The sequence below is a fragment of the Halogeometricum rufum genome, assembly GCF_900112175.1.
Taxonomy (GTDB): domain Archaea; phylum Halobacteriota; class Halobacteria; order Halobacteriales; family Haloferacaceae; genus Halogeometricum; species Halogeometricum rufum.
Genome location: NZ_FOYT01000002.1, coordinates 175,462 through 200,020 on the forward strand (window position 1 = coordinate 175,462; position 24,559 = coordinate 200,020).

A 24,559-nucleotide genomic window follows, 5' to 3' on the forward strand; every position below is an offset into this window, starting at 1 on the left:
AAGAAAAGTCGGAGTTGCGTCAGTTGTCCGGACCGGACAGCGCCGTCTCGATGACGGACGAGTACGAGGACTCGCCAATGTTGAACGCCGTCTGGCTGTACACTTCGCCGTCGAAGCTGTCCTGGAACACCTGCGTGAACCGCTCGGACAGCTGCTGACCGTAGTCGTTGTTGACGTACAGCGTCGCGACGCTCGACGCCTCCAGACGCTCGGACATGACCTGCGCCATGACGCGGCCCTGCAGGCGGTCCGACGGTGCCGTCCGGAAGATGTAGTCGTTGTCGTCGAGGTTCGTCACCGACAGCGCCGTCGAGGACGGCGAGCAGCCGACGACTTCGTTCGGGATGAACGCCTGCTGGGAGACGGGGACGTTCACGCCGGAAGAGGCGGTCCCGCAGACGCCGGGGACGCCCGCGCTGACGAGCGACTGGGCCGCCGCGACGCCGGCGTCGGGCGACGTCTGCGTGTCCTCTATCTGCGCGTTGACCGTGAGTCCGGCCGGGTTTGCGTCGTTCACCTGCATGGCCGGTAACTGCGCGGCCTGAATCATCGGCGCGCCCGTCGAGGCGAGGTCGCCCGTCTCCGGGAGGAGAATCCCCACCGAAATCTCGCGGTCGGACCCGCCCGGACCGCTGTCGGCCGACGGGCCCGCACCGTCGGGGTTCGAACCCTCGAAGCTCTGCGTCTCCAACGTGTTGGTCGAACTGGAGTCGGTGCCCGCGAACTCCCAGATGGCGTACGCGGCCGAGGCCGGGTCGCCGTTCTGGTCGAAGTTCGTCGCGGACGAAGCGCCTTGGAAGTTGATGTCGTCGCCGTTGGCGGCCGCTTCGACCGCTTCGACGAAGTTCTCCGGGCCGTACTCGTCGCCGCCGGGGTTGGCGATGCGGCGCATCTGCTCTTTCAGCGCTGCACCGCTGTTCTCACCCGCCGCGGCGTTCGCGAGGATGAGGAGTGCCACGGAGTCGTACGACTGCGAGGTGAACACACCCGGTGCCGCACCGTACTCGTCCTGGAAGAGCGTGTTGAACGCCTCCTGGTTCGGACCCCCCGCCGCCGGGGCCGTCCCGGTGACGTTCGCCATGTCGTTGCCCACCTGTCCGGGCATCGCGCCGTCGCGGAGCCCGTCCGGGACGAGAATCTGCTCGGAGCCGTCCGACTGGCTGTAGTAGTCGCGGAACAGCTGAATCCCACTCTCGGGGTAGCCGATGACGACCAAGCCGTCCGGACCGCTGCCGCCGCCCCCACCGGGGCTTCCGATGCACCCTGACAGTCCCGCTGCACCCACAGCACTCGCTGCGCCCGCTCGCTTCAGAAATTCACGGCGTGCGATATCACGTGCCATGTGACACGCAAAGGCAGTACCCGTTTATAAATCTACCTTTCGCCTGACCGCGGCCGGGCGATTTCGACGGTATGAACCCCGCTGTCCGATGCTGAGCGAGTGCAGGACGTTCTCACACACGCCCGGTTCATCGGTGCGCGGTACGCTCGCTCGCGGACGCCCCGTCCCCGGCGGCGGCGAATCGCCACGCTCAAATCGCCTCGGACGCCTTCTCCACCGATGACCATCCCGTCGTTCGTCATCGGTATCGCGGGCGGGACCGGCGCGGGCAAGACCACCGTCGCACGCCTCATCACGGAGAACGTCGGCGAGTCCGTCACGCGCATCCCCATCGACAACTACTACGAGGACCTGAGCCACCTCGAACTGGACGAACGGGAGGCGGTCAACTACGACCACCCCTCGGCGTTCGAGTGGGACCTCCTGCACGACCAACTCGCCACGCTACTCGAGGGACAACCCATCGAGATGCCGGTGTACGACTTCGAGATACACAACCGGAAGGACGAACCGGAGACGGTGGTGCCGACCGACGTCATCATCGTCGAGGGCATCCTCGCGCTGTACGACGAGGACGTCAACGAGATGTTCGACCTCCGACTCTACGTCGAGACGGACGCCGACGTTCGCATCCTCCGGCGCATCCAGCGCGACGTCATCGAACGCGGCCGCGACCTCGAAGGCGTCATCGACCAGTATCTCTCGACGGTCAAGCCGATGCACGAGCAGTTCATCGAACCGACGAAGAAACACGCGGACCTCATCATCCCGGAGGGAGCCAACAGCGTCGCCGTGAACCTCCTCGAGGAGAAGGTGATGGCGGAAGTCGAGGGCGACGCGACGCGCGACTGGGAACGGCCGTCGGCGGAGTAGCGGCGCGCGGCCGACCGGAACCGAGATTCGCAGAAGGGTACGAACCGAGACTCAGGCGCGCTTCTTCGTGTCGACGAACTGGTCGGCGCCCTCGTAGAACCAGTAGCCGTTCTCGCGCATCGCCTTGCCGACGGCCTTGTGGAACGGCACGAAGGCGTCGAACGACTCCTCCTCGACGCCCTCGAAGATGTCTCGGAGCGAGACGACCGTCTCGTAGTCGATGCGAATCGGGTCGTCGCCGTGTTCGGCGACGAACTCCTCCACGGAGAGGGGGAAGTCCTCCTCTTCGTCTATCTTCTTGGCGATGATCGCCTGCCCGTACTTGCGCTTCCCCTCACTCCCGTCCTCGCCGTCGGGGTCGTGTGGCCAGTCCATATCCCTGTGTTGGAAGGCCAACCCATAGCCGTTACGCATCTTCGGAGCGCGGCGGCCGCCGGCGACGTGGCCGTGGCGCGTGGGTCACTCGCAGAACGCGGTGGGACTGGGATTCGAACTCACTCGTTTCGCTCGCGTGTGCTCGCTCCACTCGCTGCTCGAATTCCAGTCGTCTTCTGGTTCGCTCGTTCGTGCGTGGCGAGCACACGAGGTGCTCGCCGGGTGGGCCACTCGCAGAACGCGGTGGGACTGGGATTCGAACCCAGGAGGCCGAAGGCCACCTGCTTTCAAGGCAGGCGCAATAGTCCACTCTGCCATCCCACCAGCGAATCGACGTTCTCGGCGGTCGTTCTAAGGCTTGTCGGTCACTCCTCGCGGACCAGCGTCGGTTCCCCGTCGTCGTCGACCACGCGTAGGCCCGTCTCGACGACGAACTCGGCGGTGTGGCCGGGGACGAGACGCTCGGCCTGCCAGCGCGCCCGAACGGCGGGCACGAGCGTCAGGAGGTCCGCGCCCGTCCGGACCGTCGATTGCATCTCCAAGAAGGCGACGTCGTTGTCGGCGTCGTTCGCGCGGGCGGTGAGCGTCTCCAGTTCGGGCGTGGCGAACGCGTCGGTGAAGTCGATGGAGGCGGTGAAGCCCGCGACGTACGCTCGGCCCTCGGTGGACGGCCCGAGGACGACTTCGTTCGTGCGCAGTTGCATCGACAGCGTGTCCAGTTTCGCGCGCGTGAAGAACGGGGCGTCGCCGCGGACGACGGCCGCGGACTGGACCTCCTCGTCGCGGAGCAGGTGCATCACCGTATTGCCCGCGCGGGCGTCGAAACTCGACCCCACCTGCACCTCGAACCGCGCCTCGTCGGGGTCGTCCAACGCGTCGACGGCCAGCGTCCGAACCTCCGCCTCGGCCGTTCCCTCCTCGTCGCGGTACGCCTCGGGGAGCAGTTCCTCCGAGCGGTAGTTCACCAGCAGGTCGCCGCCGGACCGGGAGACGGCGACCATGGTGTCTTTCAGCATCGCGGCGTAGAGGTCTGCGGCCTCCGCCTCCGACAGCGGACTCGTCGCGGCGAGTTCCGAGAGGACGAGTCCGGGACGCGGCGGGTCGGCCATGAGAGCGACGACGGTCATGTCTCCCCCTCGGGCGGGGTGACCCTTCAACTCGCCGTTTCACTTCAAGTGCCTCCCGTCCGAAAGCGAACCATGGCTTCCGACTCCGCGGGCGGACTCGCACGCTCCGGTCTCACCCGACTGCTCTCCCGTCTCGGCGCCGTCGTCGTCGTCCTCGTCGGCGTCGTCGCCGCGGCATACTTCCTCCTCGCCGCCGCGGCGTGGGCGCTCCTCGTCGGCGCGTTGCTCCTCGTCGCCGTCGGCGGGATGGTGCTCTACGGCGCGCGCGCGGCGAGAAAGACGGCGACGCCGTACTGGCGGACGTAGCGCGGTCAGCGACCGCGGCGGCCCTTGGTCTGCCGGTAGTCCCGCGCGAACACCGACTCCAGCATGTGGTCGACGAACGCCTCGGTGTCCGCCTCGGTCTGTTCGTCCAGGTCCAGCATCGGGACGAGTTCGAACCCCCGTCCCCGAATCGTCGTCGCGTGCTCCTCGCGGACGTCGAAACTGTCCGGCGCGCGCGTCGTGTAGTCGATTGCCAGCGATTCGAGCGTCCGCTGGCCGATTGGGACGAGTATCTCGGGGTTTATCATCCGTATCTCCGCGTTGAGGTACGGTTCGCAGGTGCGTATCTCCTCGTCGGTCGGGCGTCGGTCGGGATGTCGACACCGCGTGAGGTAGGTGAGAAAGACGTTCTGGAGGTCCGGCCGGTCGCTGTCGGGGGGCGACCGCGCGAACCCGAGGTCGCCGAGGATTCGCTGGAGGCGTTCGTCCGCCTCGCCGCCCGTGAACGGAATCCCGACGTCGTCCGCGCCGTCGCTGGGCCGTTCGCCGACGAACAGGAACTCCCCGCCCACGTCGCCGTAGCCGTGCGCGACGTTCGACCGAACGTCGCAGAGACCCGGACAGTTCTCGCAGTCGGAATCCATGTTGAACGGGTTCTCTAGTGTGTCTTGTTCGGCGTCCACGTCCGTTCGTCGGGCGCGACGGTGAAAAGTCGCCCCCTTCGAGACGCGGTGACACGCGCGAGCCGGGACTCCTCGCCGTCAGTCGAACGCCGACAGCGTCGTGTCGCGGCCGGGCCGGAGGTGGCGTCGAACCCGGCCGCGGGACCACCCGAACGGGGAGACGACGCTCTCGGCGGCGCGGACGAGGCGCGCCGCGTAGTGGTCGGCGTCGTAGTCGGCGGGGTCCTCGAAGTCCAGAGCGAGGCGGGCGGCGCCGGACGCGTCGTCGTCGGTGACGACGTACCCGACCCGTTCGCCCGGCGCCCGCGGGACGCCGCAGTCGGCCGACCGGCGCGCGGCGGCGGCGGGCAGGGAGTCCCGGTCGTACTCGTCGGCACGCCGAGAGAGACGCGTCGTGCGGACGAGGTCCGCGGGGTCCACGTCGCCGCGGCGGAGCGACGAGAGGTGCCGACCGAGTCTGTCGCAGACCGCCTCGGGCGTCCGGTGGCGGTCCAGCGTCCGAATCAGGTCGCGTTGCGCGTCGGCGACGAACGCGGACGTGCGGCGTTGGCGGCACTCGATGCCGCGAACCGTGTACTCCTCGCGGTCGGCGACGCGGCCGAAGTACCGCGTGAGCGCCCCACGCGAGGAGCCTCGCTTGGGGACGAAACACGCCCAGTCGTACCGGTCCTCCACGTCGAGCGGGATGCCGACGGCGTCCGTGACGGCCGCAGAGAGCGCCTCCGGCGTGCACGCGTCGCCGTCGCGGGTGAGCCACAGACTGTCGACGATGCCGTGGACGACGCGCCAGCCCCGCGCTTCGGCCATCGACTTCGCGCGCAGGAGGACGTCGCGCGCGTAGGCGTTGATGGCCTCGTGGCACTCGATACGGCCGAACTTGGCGTTCCGGTAGCCCTGATAGCCGAAGCAGGAGACGAGGACCCACTTTATCGCGCCCGCGCGCCGTCGGGCGGCCGTCGCCGTCGCCTCGTCGCCCGCGCGGTCCGCCGCGCGCGCCGTTCGCTTCAGTCGCCGCCGGTCGGCGAGGAGGGGCGAGAGCACGTCGGGGAGGAAGCCGCGTTCGTCGCAGACGGCGTACCCGAGTTCGGGCACGTCGTCGCGCCCGGCGTGGCAGTCGCACAGGACGGTGTCGGGACTGACGTTGCGGTCGCAGATGATGCGCGGGTACAGCGAGGCGAAGTCGAACGCGACCACGTCCTCGTGGAGGCCCACCTCGGGGTCGAACGTCAGGCCGCCGCGGTCCGCCGCGTGCAGGTCGTCGACGGACTTCCACGCCTCCGGCCGCCACTTGTTCCACGGGACGAGAACGTCGCGGGCGTGCGCCTCGCGGGTCTGTATCGACGTGAGCACCCTCCCGATGCTCGCCCGCGCCGTCTCCTGCAGGGGTCGCCACGACCGTTCGACCAGGTACAGCAGGCCGTCGAGGCGCGACTGGTTCCAGAGGAAACTGCCCCCGGCGTCGACGACGGCCCGTCCCGGCACGTCGTAGCGGGCGGGCGAGTGGCGGACGCGGCCGTAACTCTCGACGGTGTTCTCGCCCGCGAGTCGTTCGAGTCCGGGGCGACGCCCGAGTGGGAGGTCCGCACCGAGCGCCACCGCTCGCTCGGCGACGAGGGGGAGGAGACGCGCGTCGCTGACGACGAGGACGTCCGGGTCGACGGCGTCGAGGCGGGCGGCCGCCGCGTCCACGGCGTCGCGGTCGGACGCGACGGTCGGCGGTTCTCGCTCGGTGGCGTCGCAGTCGGCGTCCGTCTGCGCGCCGTCACCGCCCCCGACGACGAGTTCCGACAGGTCGCCGTCCGCGAGCGCTCGGTCGGGGAGTTCGAGTCGGAGCGTCCGCAACCCCTCGTTCGGAACGGGCGAGGTGCCCGTCTCGACGCAGTACCGGAACCCCGGGTCGAGGTCCACGTCGTACGCGCGGACCGCGCCCGGAGCGAGGTCCGCGAGCGACGACTCCCGAATCCGGGCCGCGAGGCCGGGGACGTCCCGGGGGTCCGTCGCCTCCACCCGGAGCACCTCCGCTCGCTCGTCGGCGTCCAGACGCAGGTACTTCCGTTCCCGACCGACGGACGCCACGCTGTCTCTCGTGCGCACGCGCGCTTCGAGTTCGTCGAGTGCCGCCTCGGGCCCGGCGAAGCGGAGCGTCGGCGCGTAGTCGGTGACGCGCGCGGACGCGACGCCGTCGGCGGTGCGAGACCACTCGACCACGTCGCCGTCCTCGAAGTCGAAGGCGAACGGCACGGGTCGTCACTCCGCTCCCCTCGGTCCGTCCGCCGCCTGTGGCCCCCCGTCGTCGGGGTCTCCGTCGGCCGCTTCGAGGGCCAACACGCGCTCTCTGAGCCGTCGCAGTTCGCGCTCCTGCGAGAGGAGGACGGAGACGACGACGGTCCGGTGCGGGTCCGTCGGGTTCTGCTGGCCCGAGGCGGCGGCGAACTCGGCGGCCCGGTCGAACAGGCGGTCGAAGTCCGGCCGGTGCGCCGCCCTGAGCGTCCGCCGGTACGCCGACCACGACGCCTCGTAGCGGTCGAGGGCGTCGCGGTAGGTGGGGTTCGTTCGGCCCATCAGACGGCCCCGCCGAGCCACGACTGCAGGGGGTCGCGCGGCCCGTCGGCCGCCATCGCGTCCGCGTCGTCGGGCGCGACGCCGCACAGTTCGACCCAGTACGGAATCGTCGTCTGCCACCAGTCGTCGTGCCAGTAGACGTCGCTCCGGACGGAGTCGCCCTCGAAGGCGAGGCCCATCCCGGTGCGGCGGACGACCACCTCGTCGTCGGCCGCCTCCCGAACCCGGTCGGTCAGACCGTCGTCCGCCCCGTCGGCGGTGACGAGGACGCGCACGTCCAGCGCGTCCGCCAACTCGCGGAGGACGGCGAGACTGGCGTCGAACAGACGGTCCGCCGCCGCCTCGGGCAGGTCCGGGTCGCGGTACAGCGACGGCAGGCGCGGAACGACGACGAGCGCCGTCCGCGGCGTCGCCCGGCCGGGGAGCGACCGCACGAGTTCGTGGTGCTGGTACGCCGTGAACGCCCGCGCGACGCGGAGGCCGTCGAGCGTTCGCCCCGCGGGGTCGGCGGCGTACAGCGCCGCCGTCGACGCCTCGTTGCGGGCGTCCACCCAGAGCGCGCCCCCGTCGCGGCGGCGCAGGGCGGCGACGACGAGGCGGTGCAACACGGCGTCTCGCGGGTCGGGGCGACGGAGCAACGTCACGCCCGGGTCGAGCGTCGGGAGTTCCTGCGTCGAGTCGTACGTCATGTCGGTCACGTTCGCGAGAGATATCGGTAAAAGCGAGCCATGGGTGCGGAGTGAAAGTGAACTCGGGAGAGGGCGGCCAAACCGCCCGAATCGCGGCCGAGGGTTCCTCTACCAAGAGATTCTGAATCGTAATGCCGGCGAAAGTGAAACGGGCCCGCGGAGACTCGAACCGTGCGGCTGGTGGGTGCGCAGGCCGCCCGGTCAGTCGGTGCGCAGGCCGCCCTTCGCCTTGATGTCCATGATGTGCCGGACGTTGCGGTATATCTCCTCGGGTGAGGTGTCCTCCTCGGGGTCGTACAGGTCGCTCACCCGGTAGAGGACGGCCGAGAGCTGTCGGCTCTCCGAGGAGTCGCCGTACACGTCCTCGGCCACCGTACGGAGCAGTTCCCGCCGTTCCGCGTCTGGGGTGAACTCGGCGTCGGCGTCGCCGTCCGCGTCGGCGGCCCCGACGGCGTCCGACTCGGACGACGACGCTTCGCCGGGCGTCGCGTCCACGCCGGAGCGCCGGTCCTCCCCGGTCATCGGTCGGCGGCGTCGCGCCGTCGGACGACGCCCGTCATGTCCGCGACGTTCTCCGTCATCCGGCGGAACGCCGCGCCCGTCTCGTCGTCGTCGTCGAGGACGACGGGTCGGCCGCCGTCGCCGCCGGTGCGCACCGCGGGGTCCAGCGGAATCGCGCCGAGGAACGGCATCCCGTTCTCCGCGGCGAACGCCTCGCCGCCGCCCGCGCCGAAGATGTCGTGCGCCGACCCGCAGTCGGGACACCGGAACGACGACATGTTCTCGACGATGCCGAGGACGTTCGTGTCGTGCTTGCCGAACATCTGCAGGCCCTTGCGCGCGTCGTCGATGGCCACGTCCTGGGGCGTCGTCACGATGACGGCACCCGTGAGAGGCAGCGTCTGGAGGACGGTCAACTGCGTGTCGCCCGTCCCCGGCGGCAGGTCCAGAATCATGTAGTCGAGTTCGCCCCACTCGACGTCTTCGACCAACTGGGTCAGGAGTTTGTGGACCATCGGGCCGCGCCAGATGACCGGGTCGTCCTCGCCGACGAGGAAGGCCATCGACATGAGTTTCATGCCGTACCGCTCCGGCGGGACGATGCGCTGTTCGCCCGTCGCCTGCGGCGCCTCGTCGGCCGCGACCATCCGCGGGACGTTCGGCCCGTACACGTCGGCGTCGAACAGGCCGACGCGCGCGCCGAGTTTCGAGAGGCCGGCGGCGAGGTTCACCGCGACGGTGGACTTGCCGACGCCGCCCTTGCCGGAGGCGACGGCGATGACGTTCTTCACGCCCGGGAGCACGTCCTCCTCGGCCGAGAGGTCGCGCGGAATCTTCGCCGTGAGGTCCACCTCGTAGTCGGTGTCGGCGAACTGTTCGCGGACTGCCGCGGCGACGTCCGTCTCGTGCGGCGAGTACGGCGCGCCGAGTGCGAGTGAGATGCGAACGACGCCCGCCTCGTCGTCCACCTCGACGGCGTTGACGAGTCCGAGCGAGACGATGTCGTCGCCGAGGTCCGGGTCGTCGACCGCCCGGAGTCGGTCGCGTACCGCTTCGTCGTCCATGACACGAAGTGCGTGAGAGCCGCCGATAAGGGTTTTGAACGGGTGACGGGTCGGAATCCCGACTCGTACCGTCTCCGACGGCCGACCGTCTCTGCGTCGGACACGTCGCGGCAATTGTAACCGCATCTACTCCCGTTATCGGGCGCGGCGTAACCGCCACTAGTTACGAACTGGCGAGCGACGACCGCGAATTTATCAACATCGAATACGAGAGTCGATACATGCTCGTGGACGACTTCGGACGCGAAGTGAGCGGCGTCCGCATCTCTCTCACCGACCGGTGTAACTTCGACTGCGTCTACTGCCACAACGAGGGACTCGGCGACACGCGCGGCCCGATGGAACCGTCGGACGACGAGATGTCCACCGACGACGTCGTTCGCTTCCTCGAAGTCGTCGAGGAGTTCGGCGTCGAGAAGGTGAAGTTCACCGGCGGGGAACCGATGCTTCGACAGGACTTAGAGGAGATAATCGAACGCACGCCGGACTCGATGGAGACGTCGCTGACGACGAACGGGACGTTCCTCCCGGGGCGCGCCGAGGACCTGAAGGCGGCGGGTCTCTCTCGGGTGAACGTTTCGCAGGACGCCTTAGACCCCGAAGCGTTCGCTGAGATTACGAAGTCCGGCGCGTACGACAAGGTGATGGAGGGCGTCGAAGCCGCCCTCGACGCCGGACTCGACCCGGTGAAACTGAACATGGTCGTCTTCGAACACACGGCGGGGTACGTCGAGGAGATGGTCGACCACGTCGCGGAGAACCCCGGCCTGCAACTCCAACTCATCGAGTACATGCCCGAGTTGACCGGCCGCCCCGAGTGGAACATCGACATCCAACGCGTCCACGACTGGCTGGCGGAGAAGGCCGACCGGGTGGAGATGCGCGAGATGCACCACCGCCGCCGCTACTTCGTCGGCGAGGGGATGGTCGAAATCGTCGACCCGGTGGAGAACGAGGACTTCTGCGCGAACTGCCACCGCGTCCGCGTCACGCACGAGGGCTTCCTCAAGGGCTGTCTCAACCGCAACGACGACCTGCGGCCGATGGGCGAGATGACCCGCGAGGAGATTCGCGAGGCGTACCGCGAGACGGTGGAAGAACGCGTCCCCTACTACGGCGAGTACCTCGTGCAGGACGAGGACGACGAGTGGGTCATCAACGAGAAGTACATCGGCGCCTGACCCGACGCGAACTTATCTCCGGGCGCGCCCTACCGGTGGCATGACCGCCTCCCGCGACCCCTCGGCGACCGACGCCGACCACGTATCCGACCGGTTCTCCGTCTCCCGAATCCTCTTCGCCACGGACGGCAGTCCGGGCGCCGAGGCGGCCGCCGCGCACGCCGTCGAACTCGCCGACCGGACGGGCGCGGTGCTTCACGTCCTCGCCGTCGTCGAGGGCGAACGCGTCGCGTCGTTCGCCAGCGAGGGGATGCGCCGACAGGTGCGGACCCGCGCGGCGGTGGAGGGCGAGGAGGCGGCCGCCACGGCGGCGCGCCGGGCGACGGCGGCCGGCGTCCACGCACTCACCGCCGTCGAGGAGGGCGACCCCGCCGCCGTCGTCGCCGCCTTCGCGGCCGACGTGGACGCCGAGGTGGTCGTCGTCGGGACGCGGGGGCGGACGGGGGACGAGCGATTCGCTCTCGGGAGCGTCGCCGAGGAACTGCTCGACCGCGTCGCGTCGGCCGTCCTCGCCGTCCCCATCGACGACGACGACGCCGGTGCCGTCACGCCGTCGTACCGCCGACTCCTCCTCGCGACGGACGGCGAGGCGACGACGCGGCGAGCGACGGCGGCGGCCCTGTCGCTGGCGGCCGCCTACGGCGCCGACGTGGACGCCCTGTCGGTCGTGGACGAACGCGTCGGGCGGACGCCAGACGCGCGCGCCTCGCTGGACGCGTCGGCGCGCGAGACCGTCGAGCGGGTGGCGATGGAGGGAGCGAGCGTCGGCCTCTCGGTCGCCCCCCGCGTCGAGACGGGCGTCCCGGCGGCCCGCATTCTCGACGTCGCGGACGCGGGCACCGACCTCGTCGTGGTGGGTGCGCGGCGACCGACCGACGCCGAGACGCGCCCCCTCGGGAGCGTCTCGCGGCGCGTCGTCCGCGGGAGTCCGGTGCCGGTGCTGGTCGTGCGGGGCGAGACCGACGGCGCGGCGGCGAAGCGCGGCGACGAATAAGCGGGGCGACGAATCGGCGTCGACGGGGATGCGAGAGGGGAGGCGAGAAGAGAACGGTCGGGTTACGGCGCGTCCGACCGCGTCTCGGCGACGAAGTCGTCTATCGCGGACCCGCCCTGGAACCCCTCGGCGAGCGTTCCGACGCGTTCCCCGTCCTCGAAGAGGACGAGCATCGGGACGCTGCGGACGTTGAACCGGTCTATCAGCGGCGGGTCGTCGCGCGGGTTGACGAGGACGACGGTCAGGTCCTCGTGCGCGCGGGCGACGTTACCGAGGACGGGTTCGATGCTCCGGCAGATACCGCAGCCCTCCGTGTAGAACTCGACCAGGACGAGGTCGTTCTCGCGGACGAGTTCGTCCAGTTCCGCCTCCGTCTCGACGGAGACCGGTCTGTTGGGCGCGGCGTCCGAGGGCGTGTCGGCACTCATACTCTCCCGTGCGTCCCCGCGGGATATATCGTTTCGGCGCAGTGTCTCGACCGGCGCACGTCCGGCGTGCTGGCACGTCGCACGGACGCGGTGGCGAAAGAGGCGCGCGGCGTCGCTCTCCGCCGTCGACGCCGACGCGCGGCGGTGACTCGTCCGGTCCGCGAGGAGGTGGCGCGGCGAGAACGCAGGAGAACGCGGGCGTGTGGCGCGCTCTCACCCGAACGGCCTATCGTGATGCTTAAGTGGGCACCCCGTTTTGTTTCGACTGCAATACGCTGTAGGGGCGTCGGCCCCGAGTCCGGAAGGGCGACAGTACCCAACCAGATCGTGTGTTGCGGTAGCCAAGCCTGGCCCAAGGCGCTGGGTTGCTAACTCAGTGGCACACCGCCTCCGGGGTTCGAATCCCCGCCGCAACGCTCACCCGACTTTCCAGTCATGAGTGCAGAAGAACCACAAGACGACGCTCCCGAGGAGGAGGAAAACCTCCGATACTTCGTCCGAATCGGTCAGACCGACCTGGACGGCACGAAGTCGGTAGAGCGGAGTCTCTCCGACATGAAAGGTATCGGCAAGCGCACGGCGCGCATCGTTACCGACGCCGCGGGTGTGGACCGAACGGCGACGTTCGGGCTTCTCGACGAAGACGAGATCGACGCCATCGTCGACGTCGTCGAGAACTTCGACGACCACGCCCCCGAGTGGATGATCAACCGCCGCGACGACTTCTACAGCGGCGAGACCAGCCACAAGACCGGCTCGGACCTCGAAGAGAAGCGCCGCCACGACATCAACCGCATGAAGATGATAAGCTCCTACAAGGGCGTCCGACACAAGCGCGGACAGAAGGTGCGCGGACAGCGCACGAAGTCCACCGGACGTACCGAGGGGACCATCGGCGTGAACGTCGAGGCCATCAAAGAAGAACAGGCAGCCGAAGAAGAGGGTGGTGAGGAGTAATGGCGACTGGTAAGAACACCAAGTTCTACGAGACGCCGAACCACCCGTTCCAGGGCGAGCGCATCGCGCAGGAGGCCGACCTCCTCGGGCGCTACGGCCTGAAGAACAAAGAGGAACTCTGGCGTGCCCAGTCCGAACTGCGCAGCTACCGCCGCGAGGCCCGACGCCTCATCGGCGAAGCGCAGGGCGACATGGAACTCGCCGAGCAGTTCGGCGCGGAGTTCCTCGACCGTCTCCGCCGCTACGGCATCCTCTCCGAGGACGACGACATCAGTCAGGTGCTCGGTCTCGACGTGACCGACATCCTCGAGCGTCGTCTGCAGACGGTCGCCTACCGCAAAGGGCTCGGCCACACGCCGGACCAGTCGCGTCAGTTCATCGTCCACGGCCACGTGGTCGTCGACGGTGCCCGCGTCACGCGTCCGTCGAAGACGGTCGAAGTCTCCGAGGAGGGCCTCGTCGAGTTCGACGAAGGGAGTCCGCTCTCGGACGAACTGCACCCCGAGCGAGCAGAGGGACAGGAGTAACCAATGAGCGAATCCGAGAACACCGGCGCGAAGTGGGGCATCGCCCACGTCCACGCATCGTTCAACAACACGCTCATCACCGTCACCGACCAGACTGGCGCCGAAACCATCGCCAAGTCGTCCGGTGGTGCCGTGGTGAAGCAGAACCGCGACGAGGCGTCGCCGTACGCGGCCATGCAGATGGCCGAGAAGGTCGCAGAGGAAGTCAAAGCGGCCGGCATCGAGGGCCTGCACGTTCGCGTGCGCGGCCCCGGCGGTAACCTCAACAAGAGCCCCGGCCCCGGCGCGCAGGCGACGATTCGCGCGCTGGCCCGCGCCGGTCTCGAAATCGGTCGCATCGAGGACGTCACGCCGATTCCGCACGACGGCACTCGCGCGCCGAAAAACAGCCGACTCTAACACAGACCCATGGCAGAAGATTTCGAGGTCGAGTTCATCGAACGTGACGACCGAAAGGCTCGCTTCCTCGTCCGCGGGATGACCCCGGCAGTCGCCAACGGCATCCGGCGCGCGATGATAGCGGACGTGCCGACGTTCAGTATCGACACCGTCCGGTTCGTCGAGAACTCGTCGGTGATGTTCGACGAGATGATCGGTCTCCGCCTCGGCCTCGTTCCGCTCACGACGCCTCTCGACGACTTCGAGCAGGGCGACACCGTGACGCTCTCGCTCGACGTGGAGGGTCCGGCGACGGCCTACTCCGGAGACATCGAGACGTCCGACGAACTCGTCAAGCCGGCCGAGCAGAACGTTCCCGTCATCGAACTGAAGGAGGGCCAGCGGCTTCAGCTGGAGGCCGACGCCGTCCTCGGGAGCGGGAAGGCCCACGCCAAACACCAGGGCGGCGTGGCCGTCGGCTACCGACACCTCCACCGCGTGGAGGTCGTCGGCGACGCCGGCGAGTTCGAAGAGCAGGAACCGAACGTCCTCCGCGGGGTCATCGAAGAGCAGGCGGCCGAACACGCCGCCGACGAGAGCGCCGAAGACGGCGACCTCGTCCCCACTTCGGAGTTCGACAACGACCTCACGAAGCGGTACCCCGGCAAGGACGTCGAGGTACACGACGTGCCCGGCGCGTTCGTCTTCCACGTGGAGACGGACGGGTCGTTCACCGTCGAGGAACTGGTTCGCCGCGCCGTCGAGAGCATCTCGGACCGCGCGGCCGAACTCGAACAGAAAGTAGCGATATAACAGAATGACTGCCCCTTCCCACACCCGACGACCGTTCGCCGTCCGCGAAGCGACAGTGACGGGCAACGCTCGTCACCCCGCCGGATTCCGTCCGGCGACGGCGACGCCGCCCGCGGCCGCCCTGACGGCCGCGTCCGCGCGCGTCTCGCGTTCGAGCGACGGCGACCGTGTCGGGTGCCGAATCGAAACTGGTTTGAAGGGGCGTGCAGTACGTCGGAGTGCGAGCAGGGATAGCCAAGTCTGGCCAACGGCGCAGCGTTCAGGGCGCTGTCCCATAGGGGTCCGCAGGTTCAAATCCTGCTCCCTGCACTCCGTTTTCTCAGAAGGAGGTAGACAATGAGTAAGACTAACCCGAGACTCAACAGTCTCATCGCCGAGCTGAAGGCGGTTTCTCGTGAGTCTGGCGCCAACGTGTGGCAGGACGTCGCGGACCGTCTCGAAAAGCCCCGGCGCACCCACGCAGAAGTCAACCTCGGCCGTATCGAACGATACGCCCAGGAAGACGAAACCGTAATCGTCCCCGGCAAGGTGCTGGGCAGCGGTGTGCTGGAGAAGAACGTTACCGTCGCAGCGGTCGACTTCTCGTCGTCCGCTCGCAAGAAGATAGAACAGGTGGGAGACACAGTGACTCTCGAACAGATAGCGGAACAGAACCCCGACGGGTCCAACGTACGGGTGATTCGATGAGTCTCGCCGAGTTCGACGCGGACGTCGTCGTCGACGCCCGGAACTGCATCCTCGGCCGCGTCGCCAGCGAAGTCGCCCAGAAGGCGCTCGCCGGCGAGAAGGTGGCCATCGTCAACGCAGAAGACACCGTCGTCACCGGCTCCGAAGACGACGTGATGAGCGTCTACCGCAAGCGCGTCGAGGTGGGTTCGGACCAGGGACCGTACTACCCCAAGCGTCCGGACCGCATCTTCAAGCGCGCCGTGCGCGGGATGGTCCCGTACAAGACCGACAAGGGTCGTGAGGCGCTCTCGAACGTCCGCGTCTACGTCGGCAACCCGTTCGACGAGGACGGCGACGTCCTCGACGACACCTCGCTGGACCGCCTGTCGAACATCAAGTTCATCTCGCTCGGAGAGGTCTCCGAGAACCTCGGTGCTAACGTCACATGGTAACGAACACCTCAGGGAAGAAGAAGACCGCCATCGCTCGCGCCACCGTGCGCGACGGTGAGGGTCGCGTCCGTATCAACTCCCGGCCAGTCGAACTGACCGAACCGGAGATGGCCCGCCTGAAGATGCTGGAGCCGTTCCGCATCGCCGGCGAGGACCTCCGTTCGCAGGTCGACATCGACGTCAGCGTCTCCGGTGGCGGCTTCGCCGGCCAGGCAGACGCGACGCGAACCGCCATCGCGCGCGGGCTGGTGCAGCATCTCAACGACGCCGAACTCCGCGACGCCTACATGGACTTCGACCGCTCGTTGCTCGTCAACGACGTTCGTCAGTCCGAGGCCAAGAAGTGGGGCGGACCGGGCGCCCGAGCACGCTACCAGAAGTCCTACCGCTGAGGTGATTCAGCTATGATGATTCCCGTCCGGTGTTTCACGTGCGGCAACGTCGTCGGTGAACACTGGGACGAGTTCAAAGCGCGCGCCCGCGACGGTGACGAGGACCCGGCGAAGGTCCTCGACGAGCTCGGCGTCGAGCGTCACTGCTGCCGGCGCATGATGGTCTCGCACAAGGACCTCGTGGACGTCGTCGCCCCCTACCAATAATGCACCAGCGCTACAACCGATACGAGAAGGCACGCATCCTCGGCGCGCGAGCGCTGCAGGTGTCGTACGGCGCGCCGGTCCTGCTCGACACGGACCAGAGCGAGCCCATCCTCATCGCGGCCGAGGAGTACGACGCAGGTGTGCTGCCGTTCACGGTCAAACGAGAGGGTAAAAAATGACGCTCATCACCGACGTTAGACTTCGACGCGTCCTCGACTCCCGGGGCAACCCGACCGTCGAGGCGGACGTGCTCACTCAGTCCGGCGGGTTCGGCCGCGCGGCCGCCCCCAGCGGGGCGAGCACGGGCGAGTACGAAGCCATCGAACTGCCGCCGTCGGAGGCCATCGCGGCCGCCCGGCGCCACGCCATCCCGCGCCTCGTCGACGAGGTACACGCCGGGAACCAGCGCGAAGTGGACGGGGCGCTCCGCGCCGCGGACGGCACGGACAACTTCTCCGAAATCGGTGCCAACAGCGCAGTCGCCATCTCGATGGCGGCCGCCAAGGCCGGCGCAGACGTGCTCGGCGCACCCCTGTACCAGCATCTCGGCGGCGCGTTCCGCGGCGAGAACTTCCCGGTTCCGCTCGGCAACGTCGTCGGCGGCGGCGAACACGCCAAGGAGGCCACTCACATCCAGGAGTTCCTCGCCGCGCCCGTCGGCGCGCCGAGCGTCTCCGAGGCCGTCTTCGCCAACGCCGCGGTCCACGCGCGCGTGTCGGAGATTCTCGACGAGAACGGCACCCCCGCCGCGAAGGGCGACGAGGGTGCGTGGGCACCGCCCATCTCGGACGCCGAGGCGTTCGACGTCGTCGACCAGGCCGTCTCCGACGTGTCCGACGAACTCGGCTTCGAAATCGGGTTCGGCCTCGACATGGCGGCCGCCGAACTGTACGACGAGGACGAGGGCGGCTACGTCTACGGCGACGACGTGAAGTCCACCGCCGAACAGGTGGACTACGTCGCCGACATGGTCGCGGAGTACGACCTCGTCTACGTCGAGGACCCCCTCGACGAGGACGACTACGAGGGCTTCGCCGAGTTGACCGACCGCGTGGGTGAGCAGACGCTCATCTGCGGCGACGACCTGTTCGTCACGAACGTCGAACGCCTGCAGGAGGGCATCGACGCCGGCGCCGGCAACTCCATCCTCATCAAGCCGAACCAGATCGGCTCGCTCTCGGACGCGTTCGACGCGGTCGAACTCGCCGTCCGGAACGGGTACGACGCCGTCATCTCCCACCGGTCGGGCGAGACGGAGGACACCACCATCGCACACCTCGCCGTCGCGACCGACGCCGCCTTCATCAAGACGGGGACGGTCCAGGGCGAGCGAACCGCCAAGCTCAACGAACTCATCCGCATCGCGGACGACGCAGTATGACAGACAACGATAACGAAGCGGTCGAAGTCGTCGAAGACGACGTCGCAGAGGCCGAAGCGGCCGGCGACGACTCCGAGACGACGGCGGCCGAGACGACGGAAGAAGAAGTCGCCGAGGCCACCGCCGACGCCGCCGACGAGGCGGCCGCGGACGAGGCCGACGCCGAAGAAGAGGACGCAGAACCGACGTTCGACGAGGACGTCATGCCGGACGAGGAGGCCGACCTCCTCATCCCGGTCGAGGACTACCTCTCCGCTGGCGTCCACATCGGGACCCAGCAGAAGACCAAGGACATGGAGCGGTTCATCCACCGCGTCCGTGACGACGGTCTGTACGTCCTCGACGTGAGCCAGACGGACTCGCGCATCCGCACGGCCGCGGACTTCCTGTCGGGGTACGACCCCGAACAGATTCTGGTCACGAGTTCGCGCCAGTACGGCCGGTTCCCGGCGAAGAAGTTCGCCGACGCCGTCGGCGCGCGCGCCCGGACCGGTCGCTTCATCCCCGGGACGCTGACGAACCCCGACTACGCGGGCTACATCGAACCCGACGTCGTGGTCGTCACCGACCCCATCGGCGACTCCCAGGCCGTCAAGGAGGCCATCACGGTCGGCATCCCGGTTATCGCGATGTGCGACTCGAACAACCAGCTCTCGAACGTGGACCTCGTCGTGCCGACGAACAACAAGGGTCGTCGCGCACTGTCGGTCGTCTACTGGCTCCTCGCCAACGAGACGCTCGACCGCCGCGGCACCGACCAGGTGTACGCACTCGAAGACTTCGAGGCCGAAGTCTAACGTTTCGACCGGGCTCACTTCCTTTCTGCGTTCTCTCCGCATCTAGCCGCGCGTCCGGATAGCGACGGGGTCGCCGGCGGCGACGGTCACGTCGTCGCCGGCAGTTCGACGACGCCGAGGCGGCCGTCGAACGCGTCGTGGTCGAACCACGCCGTCCGCCGGTCGCCGTCGGGACCGAACGGTTCGGTCGCCGCGAGTTCGAACCGCCCCGCGGCCGCCTCGAAGTCGTCCACGCCGAGGAGGAACGCGCACGGCCCCTCCCCGACGGTTTCGATTCTGTCGGCCAGTCCGCCGTCGGCGTCTTCGGTCACCTCCGCGAGGGCGACGGGCGCGCCGGGGCAGACGCCGAACCGGTCGAACGGTCCCGTCGCGTCGACGGGCGTCGGGAGGCGGTGGCGGTCGGTCAGGAGCGACGCGGACTCGTCGGCGTCCGCGACGGCGAGGACGACGGCCGCCGTCCCGGCGAGCGGCGAGTCCGCGAGGTCGGCGTTCGGCGTCGTCCGGTACGACCGGGGCGTCCGATCGGCGATGGTGAAGGGGAGGCGTTCGTCGCCCGCGGGCCCCTCGAAGCACATGTCCCACTCCACGCGCGTGCCGTCGGGGCGGGTCCGCGACGCCTCGTGCGGCCCGTCGACGCGAATCCCGCGGTCGATGGCCGTCTTCGCCGCCGCGGCGACGGACGGAACCTCCACGCACCACCCGGCCGGGCCGGCGTCGGCGGCGAGGTGCGCGGGCCAGAACCCGGCGTCTTCGGGGTCGGCGTCGGCCGTCGGGGCGACGAACTCCAGGTAGGACCCGTCCGGGAGACCGAGGACGGCCATGTGCGTCGTCCCGGTGCCGTGGGGGCCGCCGTACTCGGAGGCGAGACCGACGTCCGCCGCCGCCGCGCGCAGGTGGTCGAGGTCGGTGCCGCCGAACGCGACGTGGTCGAGGGTGAGCATGCGTACACGTCGGCGCGGATCGACATAAACGACCGCCGCCCTTTCGACGGCGTGCGGTCGTCGTCCCCGTCGTCTCGTCCGTCACGTCGGCTTCCCCTTCGCGCCGCCGCCGCGGGCGTAATCGAGCGACTGCGGCCGACCGGACGCGCGCCGCGGGACTGGTCGACATCCCGGAACGGGGGCCGGTCGGCATCCCGGAACAAGGGTTTTGTCCGCGCGCCTCCACCACGACGTATGGATATCTTCCGTAGCGTCCACGCGGTCGCGACCGCTTCGGGCGACGGTCAGGGCACCGGCGCCATCGACTGGGACGCCGTCGCCGACGCCGCGAAGAACGTGACCGACCCCGGCGACCTCACCCTCTCCGCCGAGGACCGCGAGGGGTACGCGACGGACGTGCGCGACGCCCGCCGTCGCCTCAAGTCGGTAGGCGACGTGGAGTTCGACCTCCCCGAGGCCGTCGAGGTACAGAACCGTCACCACTGGATCGACGCGAACATCCGGACGTTCGAACGTGTCATGCGCCCCATCGAGAAGCGCGGGCGCGTCCCACTCCCGGGCGTCACGCGCGTCGTCAACACCGGCACCATGGCGTTCATGCTGTCGTTCCTCGGGAAGAACGTCCTCGGCCAGTACGACCCCCTCCTCCTCGCCGAGAGCGACGACGACCACGGCCTCTACTTCGTCCACCCGAACATCGTCGAGGCCGCCGACTCCCTCGACGTGGACTTCCCACGCTTCCGTCGGTGGATCGCCTTCCACGAAGTCGCCCACGCCGCCGAGTTCGGCGCCGCGCCGTGGCTCTCGGGACACCTCGAACACCGGATGCAGGACGGACTGGACGCCCTCGCCGACGGCGAGTTCGACCGCGAGGCGTTCTCCGACCTCGACACCGCGATGACGGCCGTCGAGGGCTACGCGGAACTGCTCATGGACCGCGCGTTCGACGAGGAGTACGCCGACCTCCGCGCGAAACTGGACGCCCGTCGGAGCGGTGGCGGCCCCGTCGCCCGCCTCGTCCGGCGTCTCCTCGGCCTCGGCGTCAAGCGCCGACAGTACGAACGCGGCGCGGAGTTCTTCGAGACGGTCGCCGACGAACGCGGCGTCGCCGCCGCGTCCGTGGTGTGGGAGCGACCGGAGAACCTCCCGACCGACGAGGAGATACAGAACCCCTGGAAGTGGATCGCGCGCGTGAATCCCGAGTCACGGCTGTAATCCGGTCACCAGACCGTCGCGCCGAACCGACCGCACTCGTCCCGTCGGGTTCGACGAGCGCGGCCAGGAGACATCAACCGATTGAACTGACACGGAATGTTTAATCTCCCGACCCGATAAACTAACGCCACGCGATAACTGAATGAACCTCTCACTCTGGGGATACGTCGGGGTCTTTGCCGCCGTGTCCGTCATCTGCTTCGGCAGCCTGCGGCACCGAAGGCGCATCGAGGACCCGGACACGCGACGGGGGCTGACGGCCCTATTGGCGCTGAGCGGTGCGTGGGCGGCCGTCCACGTGGGATACCTCGTGGCACCGTCCCCGACACTCCAGTACGCCTTCTTCACGGCGGGGCTGGTGGCCGGGTTGGCGGCCGTCGGCCCGTGGCTCTACTTCTGCTCTGCGTACACGGGTCGAAGGCACCACCGGAACACGACGATACGGCGCGTCTCCGTCGCCACCTTCCTGGTCGTCGTCGCGGTGAAACTGACGAACCCGCTCCACAACTGGTACTTCACGGCGGAGGTGGTGTCGGAACCGTTCTCTCACCTGGCGATTCACCACGAACCGCTCCACTGGGTCGTGATGGCGTTCGCGTACGCGCTCTCGTTCGTCGGCGTGTTCGTGCTCTTCGAACTGTTCGCGCAGGTGGACTTCGACACGAAGCCGCTGTTCGGCATCGTCGCACTCACCGGCCTGCCCGTCGTCTTCGACATCGTCACCCCGTTGCGGACGACGCTACCGGACGTCACTTACTCCGCGCTGGGCGTCGCCGCCTTCGCCCTCGGCGTCTTCTACCTCCACTTCGACCAGTTCCAGACCGTCCAGTTGGCCGGCGAAGTCGACGACCCCATCGTCGTCCTCGACGACGAGGACCGCGTCCACGACTTCAACCAGAGCGCGCGGGACCTGTTCCCCGCGCTGTCGGGGTCGGTCGGGGAGGCGTTCGAGACGCTCCTCCCCGACGTCGCCGCCGCCGTCGCGTCCCCGGACGCCGTCGTCTCCGTCGGGCGGAACGGGCGAACCGAGTACTACAGCGTCTCCGAGAACCCGTTCTCGGCCGACCGGTCGCGAATCGGCCGTTCGATAACGCTGACCGACGTGACCGAGAAACGGCGGCACGAGCGAGAACTGGAGCGGACGAACGAGCGTCTCGAACGGTTCGCCAGCACCGTCTCGCACGACCTGCGGAACCCGCTCAACGTCGCGCAGGGTCGGCTGGCGCTACACCGGGAAGCCCACGACGACGAGCACCTCGCCACGGCGAGCAACGCGCTCGACCGGATGGAGCGGCTCATCGAGGAGATACTGACGCTCTCGCGGCAGGGGCGGGCGATTTCGGAGACGGAGACGGTGGCGCTCTCGGCCGTCGTCGACGACTGCTGGGAGGTCGTCGACACGGGCGAGGCGGCGGTGCACGTCGAGAGCGACCGCTCGCTCGCGGCGGACGCCGACCGACTCCAGCAACTGCTGGAGAACCTGTTTCGCAACGCCATCGAACACGCAGGCCCCGACGTGACGATTCGCGTGGGGTCGCTCGAGGAGGGAATCGGGTTCTACGTCGCGGACGACGGCCCCGGCATCCCGGCGGACGACTGCGAGGCGGTGTTCGAGTCGGGCTACTCGACCGCCCGAGACGGCACCGGGTTCGGGCTGGCAATCGTGAAGGAGATAGCCGACGCGCACGGCTGGGACGTCCGCGCGACGGCGGGCACCGACGGCGGTGCCCGGTTCGAGGTGTCGGGCGTCGAGCCCGCCGACTGACGGCGCTCGGCCGGGTCTGCGCCGGAGAGGTCCCGACTCAGCGACGGCCGCGGTTCGTCGTCGCCAGGAACTCCGACCACCAGCGGTCGAGGAAGTAGAGGAGGGCGCCCCCGAGGACGAGTCCGCCGACGAACCCGGCCCCGATGTAGAGCGGCGTCCCGCCCGCCTGCAGGGCGACGAGTGCGCCCGAGGCGGCGACGAGGAGGACGAACCCGACTTTGAGTCGCGTGCTCGCGGCCGTTCGCTCCTCGTCGGACATGCTCGGTCCGACCATCAGTCCCGCTCCCCGTCGTGGGCGACGCTGACGTGCATCCCGAGGAACACCCACTCGTCGGTCTCGGGGTCGGCGTCCGGGTCGTCGTCGGTCGGCCGGCGTTCGAGCGTCCCGCTCCACCGCGTATCGAAGTCGTGGTCGGCGTCGCTCTCGGTGTCGGTCCACGCCATCCGCACGTCGTCGGAGAAGGCGGCGTGCTTCTCGCGTTCGACGACGCGTAGCGCGTCGCTCTCGACGGTCCAGTCCGTCGTCGTCCGCGTCTGTTCGCGGAGTCCCTCGGCCACGTCGTCGTAGCCGACGAGCGTCTCCCCGACGCCGAACTTCACGACGTCGGCTTCCTCGGCGAAGTACGGGTAAAGCGGTTCTCCCCGGCGAAGCGCCTCGTAGTAGTCCTCGACGGTCGCCCGTGCGCTCATAGCTGTCTCGTCGGCGCGGAGGGATTTGAAAACACGGTTTGTGCGGGGGCAGTCGCGCGCGGCGCGACTCGGCCGGTCGCCCCCCGGTCTACTCGTCACGTACGCTTATGTGGTCGCCGGACGGTGCTGCGGTATGGCGAACGACACCGACGAGACGACCGGTGCGTCGACGACCCCGTCGAGGCTCGGTCGCTCGTTGTTCGGACTCGGACTCGCACTCCAGGCGTCCGAGGACTTCCGCGACATGGACGGACAGATATCGTACGCCGAGTCCGCGGGTGTGCCGCTTCCCGACTTGGCGGTGCCGTTCGGCTCCGGGATGATGGCCGCGGGGGGACTCGGCGTCGCCCTGTGGCGGTTCCCCCGAGTCGCCACGGGTGCCGTCGTCACGTTCCTCGCGGTGGTGACGCCGACGATGCACGACTTCTGGAACGAGGAGGGCGACGCCAGCGGCGAGCGTCTGGCCTTCTTCGGTAACCTCGCGATGTTCGGCGCCGCGCTGGCGTTCCTCCGCGAGGCGTACCGCTGAGGCGCCGCCCCCGGCGACGCGTCGTTCCGCCCGCCGGACGGACGCTCACCGCCGCGAGTCGACCCGTCACTGAAAGCCGCGGCCGACCGCGTCCTCGTCGATGAGGTCCTCCAAGTCGTCGGTCAACAGGTCGTCGGCGTCGGCGAACTCCGCGGTCAGGTCGTCCAACCGGTCGGGTCGGCCGTCGAACTCGTACTCCATCGGGCCGAAGGCGGGGCTGTCGATGGCGTCCATCACGTCGGTGAACAGGTCCTCGGGCGTCGTCGGCGCCTCCGCGTGGACCTTCACCGTCTCCTCCAGACGGCGGGCCATCGACTCCGCGTGGTCCTCGTCCTCCGGCGGCGACTGGACGGCGAACCGGCCGCCGTCGGCGTCGCGACGCGGCAGGAGGGGTTCGATGTCGTCGTCGATGCGCCGGGCGACTCTGGAGCCGACGCCGCGCACTTCGAGGGGGTTCTTCGCGTACGTCTTCAGTTCGTAGACGCCGGCGTCGGGGTGGCCCAAGAACAGTTCCTCGCCGAGTCCGTCCTCGCGGTGGCCGGCGACGGCGCGCCAGCCGTCGGGGTCCACGCCGGAGTCGGTCACGTCCGCGAGAATGTCTTTCCAATCCCTGGCGCGCATACCCGCCCGTAGTGCGGCATCCCGAATGAGCGTGGCGGTTCCGGCGGTCCGAGTCGTCGCACGCTGTCGTCCCGTCGGACCGCGTCTCGCCGTCGCCGCCCCGCCGGCCGCCGTGACCGACAGCGTTTTTCGCCCCGGCGCG

32 protein-coding genes and 3 tRNA genes are annotated in these 24,559 nt (G+C 68.8%); 20 read left to right on the forward strand and 15 right to left on the reverse strand.

Annotated features, from left to right (window positions below; translation table 11 throughout):
* Positions 1 to 19: 19 nt before the first annotated feature.
* On the reverse strand, positions 20 to 1,342 hold the full coding sequence (locus BM310_RS10435) for an ABC transporter substrate-binding protein (protein WP_089807450.1): 1,323 nt from the start codon (positions 1,340 to 1,342) through the stop codon (positions 20 to 22).
* Between the two features lie 219 nt (positions 1,343 to 1,561).
* Here BM310_RS10435 and udk point away from each other — a divergent pair, with 219 nt between their 5' ends.
* Positions 1,562 to 2,215 (forward strand): uridine kinase, encoded by a 654-nt coding sequence (gene udk / locus BM310_RS10440; RefSeq protein ID WP_089807452.1) that lies wholly within the window; start codon positions 1,562 to 1,564, stop codon positions 2,213 to 2,215.
* 51 nt (positions 2,216 to 2,266) lie between these two features.
* On the opposite strand, the gene BM310_RS10445 is transcribed toward udk, so the two are convergent.
* From BM310_RS10445 to BM310_RS10455, 3 genes are all read right to left on the reverse strand, one after another.
* The gene (locus BM310_RS10445; protein WP_089807454.1) at positions 2,267 to 2,590 is read right to left on the reverse strand and encodes a DUF5785 family protein; all 324 of its coding nucleotides are present in this window, start codon (positions 2,588 to 2,590) and stop codon (positions 2,267 to 2,269) included.
* Positions 2,591 to 2,831: 241 nt separating this feature from the next.
* A tRNA-Ser gene (locus BM310_RS10450) sits at positions 2,832 to 2,914 on the reverse strand.
* A 41-nt stretch (positions 2,915 to 2,955) separates the two neighbouring features.
* Positions 2,956 to 3,717, reverse strand: coding sequence for a DUF2064 domain-containing protein (locus BM310_RS10455; protein ID WP_089807457.1), 762 nt, complete (start codon positions 3,715 to 3,717; stop codon positions 2,956 to 2,958).
* A 72-nt stretch (positions 3,718 to 3,789) separates the two neighbouring features.
* Between BM310_RS10455 and BM310_RS10460 the strand changes: the two genes are divergently transcribed.
* Entirely contained in the window at positions 3,790 to 4,023 is a 234-nt protein-coding gene (locus BM310_RS10460; RefSeq protein WP_089807459.1) for a hypothetical protein, read from the forward strand.
* Positions 4,024 to 4,028: 5 nt separating this feature from the next.
* Here the strand turns inward: BM310_RS10460 and BM310_RS10465 are convergent, their stop codons facing one another.
* From BM310_RS10465 to BM310_RS10490, 6 genes are all read right to left on the reverse strand, one after another.
* Positions 4,029 to 4,664, reverse strand: coding sequence for a uracil-DNA glycosylase (locus BM310_RS10465; protein WP_394328058.1), 636 nt, complete (start codon positions 4,662 to 4,664; stop codon positions 4,029 to 4,031).
* A 78-nt stretch (positions 4,665 to 4,742) separates the two neighbouring features.
* A complete protein-coding gene (locus BM310_RS10470) occupies positions 4,743 to 6,905 on the reverse strand; it encodes a type B DNA-directed DNA polymerase (RefSeq protein ID WP_089807461.1) in 2,163 nt (720 codons plus the stop codon).
* Positions 6,906 to 6,911: 6 nt separating this feature from the next.
* Entirely contained in the window at positions 6,912 to 7,226 is a 315-nt protein-coding gene (locus tag BM310_RS10475; RefSeq protein ID WP_089807463.1) for a hypothetical protein, read from the reverse strand.
* Positions 7,226 to 7,915: a P-loop NTPase family protein gene (locus BM310_RS21390; RefSeq protein ID WP_089807465.1), complete on the reverse strand. Its 690-nt coding sequence runs from the start codon at positions 7,913 to 7,915 to the stop codon at positions 7,226 to 7,228. Before BM310_RS21390 ends, BM310_RS10475 begins: the two co-directional genes overlap by 1 nt.
* Before the next feature lie 201 nt (positions 7,916 to 8,116).
* A complete protein-coding gene (locus BM310_RS10485; RefSeq protein ID WP_089807467.1) occupies positions 8,117 to 8,437 on the reverse strand; it encodes a hypothetical protein in 321 nt (106 codons plus the stop codon).
* The gene (locus BM310_RS10490) at positions 8,434 to 9,480 is read right to left on the reverse strand and encodes an Mrp/NBP35 family ATP-binding protein (protein WP_089807469.1); all 1,047 of its coding nucleotides are present in this window, start codon (positions 9,478 to 9,480) and stop codon (positions 8,434 to 8,436) included. Before BM310_RS10490 ends, BM310_RS10485 begins: the two co-directional genes overlap by 4 nt.
* A gap of 221 nt (positions 9,481 to 9,701) precedes the next feature.
* On the opposite strand from BM310_RS10490, the gene moaA reads away from it, so the two are divergent.
* Entirely contained in the window at positions 9,702 to 10,661 is a 960-nt protein-coding gene (moaA, locus tag BM310_RS10495; RefSeq protein WP_089807471.1) for a GTP 3',8-cyclase MoaA, read from the forward strand.
* Positions 10,662 to 10,701: 40 nt separating this feature from the next.
* Entirely contained in the window at positions 10,702 to 11,655 is a 954-nt protein-coding gene (locus BM310_RS10500) for a universal stress protein (RefSeq protein WP_089807473.1), read from the forward strand.
* A 62-nt stretch (positions 11,656 to 11,717) separates the two neighbouring features.
* Here BM310_RS10500 and BM310_RS10505 read toward each other — a convergent pair whose 3' ends face one another.
* Positions 11,718 to 12,083: a thioredoxin family protein gene (locus BM310_RS10505; RefSeq protein WP_089807475.1), complete on the reverse strand. Its 366-nt coding sequence runs from the start codon at positions 12,081 to 12,083 to the stop codon at positions 11,718 to 11,720.
* Between the two features lie 331 nt (positions 12,084 to 12,414).
* Here BM310_RS10505 and BM310_RS10510 point away from each other — a divergent pair.
* The 13 genes from BM310_RS10510 to rpsB all read left to right on the forward strand — a co-directional run bounded on the left by BM310_RS10510 (position 12,415) and on the right by rpsB (position 18,656).
* Positions 12,415 to 12,499: transfer RNA gene (locus BM310_RS10510), tRNA-Ser, on the forward strand.
* Positions 12,500 to 12,518: 19 nt separating this feature from the next.
* Positions 12,519 to 13,040 (forward strand): 30S ribosomal protein S13, encoded by a 522-nt coding sequence (locus BM310_RS10515; protein ID WP_089807477.1) that lies wholly within the window; start codon positions 12,519 to 12,521, stop codon positions 13,038 to 13,040.
* Complete coding sequence (locus BM310_RS10520) at positions 13,040 to 13,567, forward strand: 30S ribosomal protein S4 (protein WP_089807479.1); 528 nt, start codon at positions 13,040 to 13,042, stop codon at positions 13,565 to 13,567. The genes BM310_RS10515 and BM310_RS10520 overlap by 1 nt, the downstream gene beginning before the upstream one ends.
* A gap of 3 nt (positions 13,568 to 13,570) precedes the next feature.
* On the forward strand, positions 13,571 to 13,966 hold the full coding sequence (locus BM310_RS10525; protein WP_089807481.1) for a 30S ribosomal protein S11: 396 nt from the start codon (positions 13,571 to 13,573) through the stop codon (positions 13,964 to 13,966).
* 9 nt (positions 13,967 to 13,975) lie between these two features.
* Positions 13,976 to 14,758: a DNA-directed RNA polymerase subunit D gene (locus BM310_RS10530; protein WP_089807483.1), complete on the forward strand. Its 783-nt coding sequence runs from the start codon at positions 13,976 to 13,978 to the stop codon at positions 14,756 to 14,758.
* 224 nt (positions 14,759 to 14,982) lie between these two features.
* Positions 14,983 to 15,067 (forward strand) — tRNA-Leu (locus BM310_RS10535).
* Positions 15,068 to 15,094: 27 nt separating this feature from the next.
* Entirely contained in the window at positions 15,095 to 15,445 is a 351-nt protein-coding gene (locus BM310_RS10540) for a 50S ribosomal protein L18e (RefSeq protein ID WP_089807485.1), read from the forward strand.
* Entirely contained in the window at positions 15,442 to 15,879 is a 438-nt protein-coding gene (locus tag BM310_RS10545; RefSeq protein ID WP_089807486.1) for a 50S ribosomal protein L13, read from the forward strand. The genes BM310_RS10540 and BM310_RS10545 overlap by 4 nt, the downstream gene beginning before the upstream one ends.
* Positions 15,873 to 16,271, forward strand: coding sequence for a 30S ribosomal protein S9 (locus tag BM310_RS10550; protein ID WP_089807488.1), 399 nt, complete (start codon positions 15,873 to 15,875; stop codon positions 16,269 to 16,271). Before BM310_RS10545 ends, BM310_RS10550 begins: the two co-directional genes overlap by 7 nt.
* Before the next feature lie 12 nt (positions 16,272 to 16,283).
* Complete coding sequence (locus BM310_RS10555; RefSeq protein ID WP_089807490.1) at positions 16,284 to 16,478, forward strand: DNA-directed RNA polymerase subunit N; 195 nt, start codon at positions 16,284 to 16,286, stop codon at positions 16,476 to 16,478.
* A complete protein-coding gene (locus BM310_RS10560; RefSeq protein ID WP_177232646.1) occupies positions 16,475 to 16,657 on the forward strand; it encodes a DNA-directed RNA polymerase subunit K in 183 nt (60 codons plus the stop codon). The genes BM310_RS10555 and BM310_RS10560 overlap by 4 nt, the downstream gene beginning before the upstream one ends.
* Positions 16,654 to 17,859: a phosphopyruvate hydratase gene (eno, locus tag BM310_RS10565; protein ID WP_089807494.1), complete on the forward strand. Its 1,206-nt coding sequence runs from the start codon at positions 16,654 to 16,656 to the stop codon at positions 17,857 to 17,859. The genes BM310_RS10560 and eno overlap by 4 nt, the downstream gene beginning before the upstream one ends.
* Complete coding sequence (gene rpsB, locus BM310_RS10570; protein WP_089807497.1) at positions 17,856 to 18,656, forward strand: 30S ribosomal protein S2; 801 nt, start codon at positions 17,856 to 17,858, stop codon at positions 18,654 to 18,656. The genes eno and rpsB overlap by 4 nt, the downstream gene beginning before the upstream one ends.
* A gap of 86 nt (positions 18,657 to 18,742) precedes the next feature.
* Here the strand turns inward: rpsB and BM310_RS10575 are convergent, their stop codons facing one another.
* Complete coding sequence (locus BM310_RS10575) at positions 18,743 to 19,597, reverse strand: VOC family protein (protein ID WP_089807499.1); 855 nt, start codon at positions 19,595 to 19,597, stop codon at positions 18,743 to 18,745.
* 234 nt (positions 19,598 to 19,831) lie between these two features.
* On the opposite strand from BM310_RS10575, the gene BM310_RS10580 reads away from it, so the two are divergent.
* Together BM310_RS10580 and BM310_RS10585 are read left to right on the forward strand one after the other, a co-directional pair.
* Entirely contained in the window at positions 19,832 to 20,812 is a 981-nt protein-coding gene (locus BM310_RS10580) for a zinc-dependent metalloprotease (protein WP_089807501.1), read from the forward strand.
* Positions 20,813 to 20,954: 142 nt separating this feature from the next.
* Positions 20,955 to 22,577 carry a sensor histidine kinase gene (locus BM310_RS10585; RefSeq protein WP_089807503.1) on the forward strand — a complete coding sequence of 541 codons (1,623 nt, stop codon included), beginning with the start codon at positions 20,955 to 20,957 and terminating at the stop codon, positions 22,575 to 22,577.
* A 37-nt stretch (positions 22,578 to 22,614) separates the two neighbouring features.
* Here BM310_RS10585 and BM310_RS10590 read toward each other — a convergent pair whose 3' ends face one another.
* Together BM310_RS10590 and BM310_RS10595 are read right to left on the reverse strand one after the other, a co-directional pair.
* Positions 22,615 to 22,851 (reverse strand): hypothetical protein, encoded by a 237-nt coding sequence (locus BM310_RS10590; protein ID WP_089807504.1) that lies wholly within the window; start codon positions 22,849 to 22,851, stop codon positions 22,615 to 22,617.
* Entirely contained in the window at positions 22,851 to 23,267 is a 417-nt protein-coding gene (locus BM310_RS10595; protein WP_089807506.1) for a nuclear transport factor 2 family protein, read from the reverse strand. The genes BM310_RS10590 and BM310_RS10595 overlap by 1 nt, the downstream gene beginning before the upstream one ends.
* A gap of 133 nt (positions 23,268 to 23,400) precedes the next feature.
* On the opposite strand from BM310_RS10595, the gene BM310_RS10600 reads away from it, so the two are divergent.
* Positions 23,401 to 23,796 (forward strand): DoxX family protein, encoded by a 396-nt coding sequence (locus tag BM310_RS10600; RefSeq protein WP_089807508.1) that lies wholly within the window; start codon positions 23,401 to 23,403, stop codon positions 23,794 to 23,796.
* Between the two features lie 66 nt (positions 23,797 to 23,862).
* On the opposite strand, the gene BM310_RS10605 is transcribed toward BM310_RS10600, so the two are convergent.
* Complete coding sequence (locus BM310_RS10605) at positions 23,863 to 24,417, reverse strand: hypothetical protein (protein ID WP_089807510.1); 555 nt, start codon at positions 24,415 to 24,417, stop codon at positions 23,863 to 23,865.
* Positions 24,418 to 24,559 lie beyond the last annotated feature (142 nt).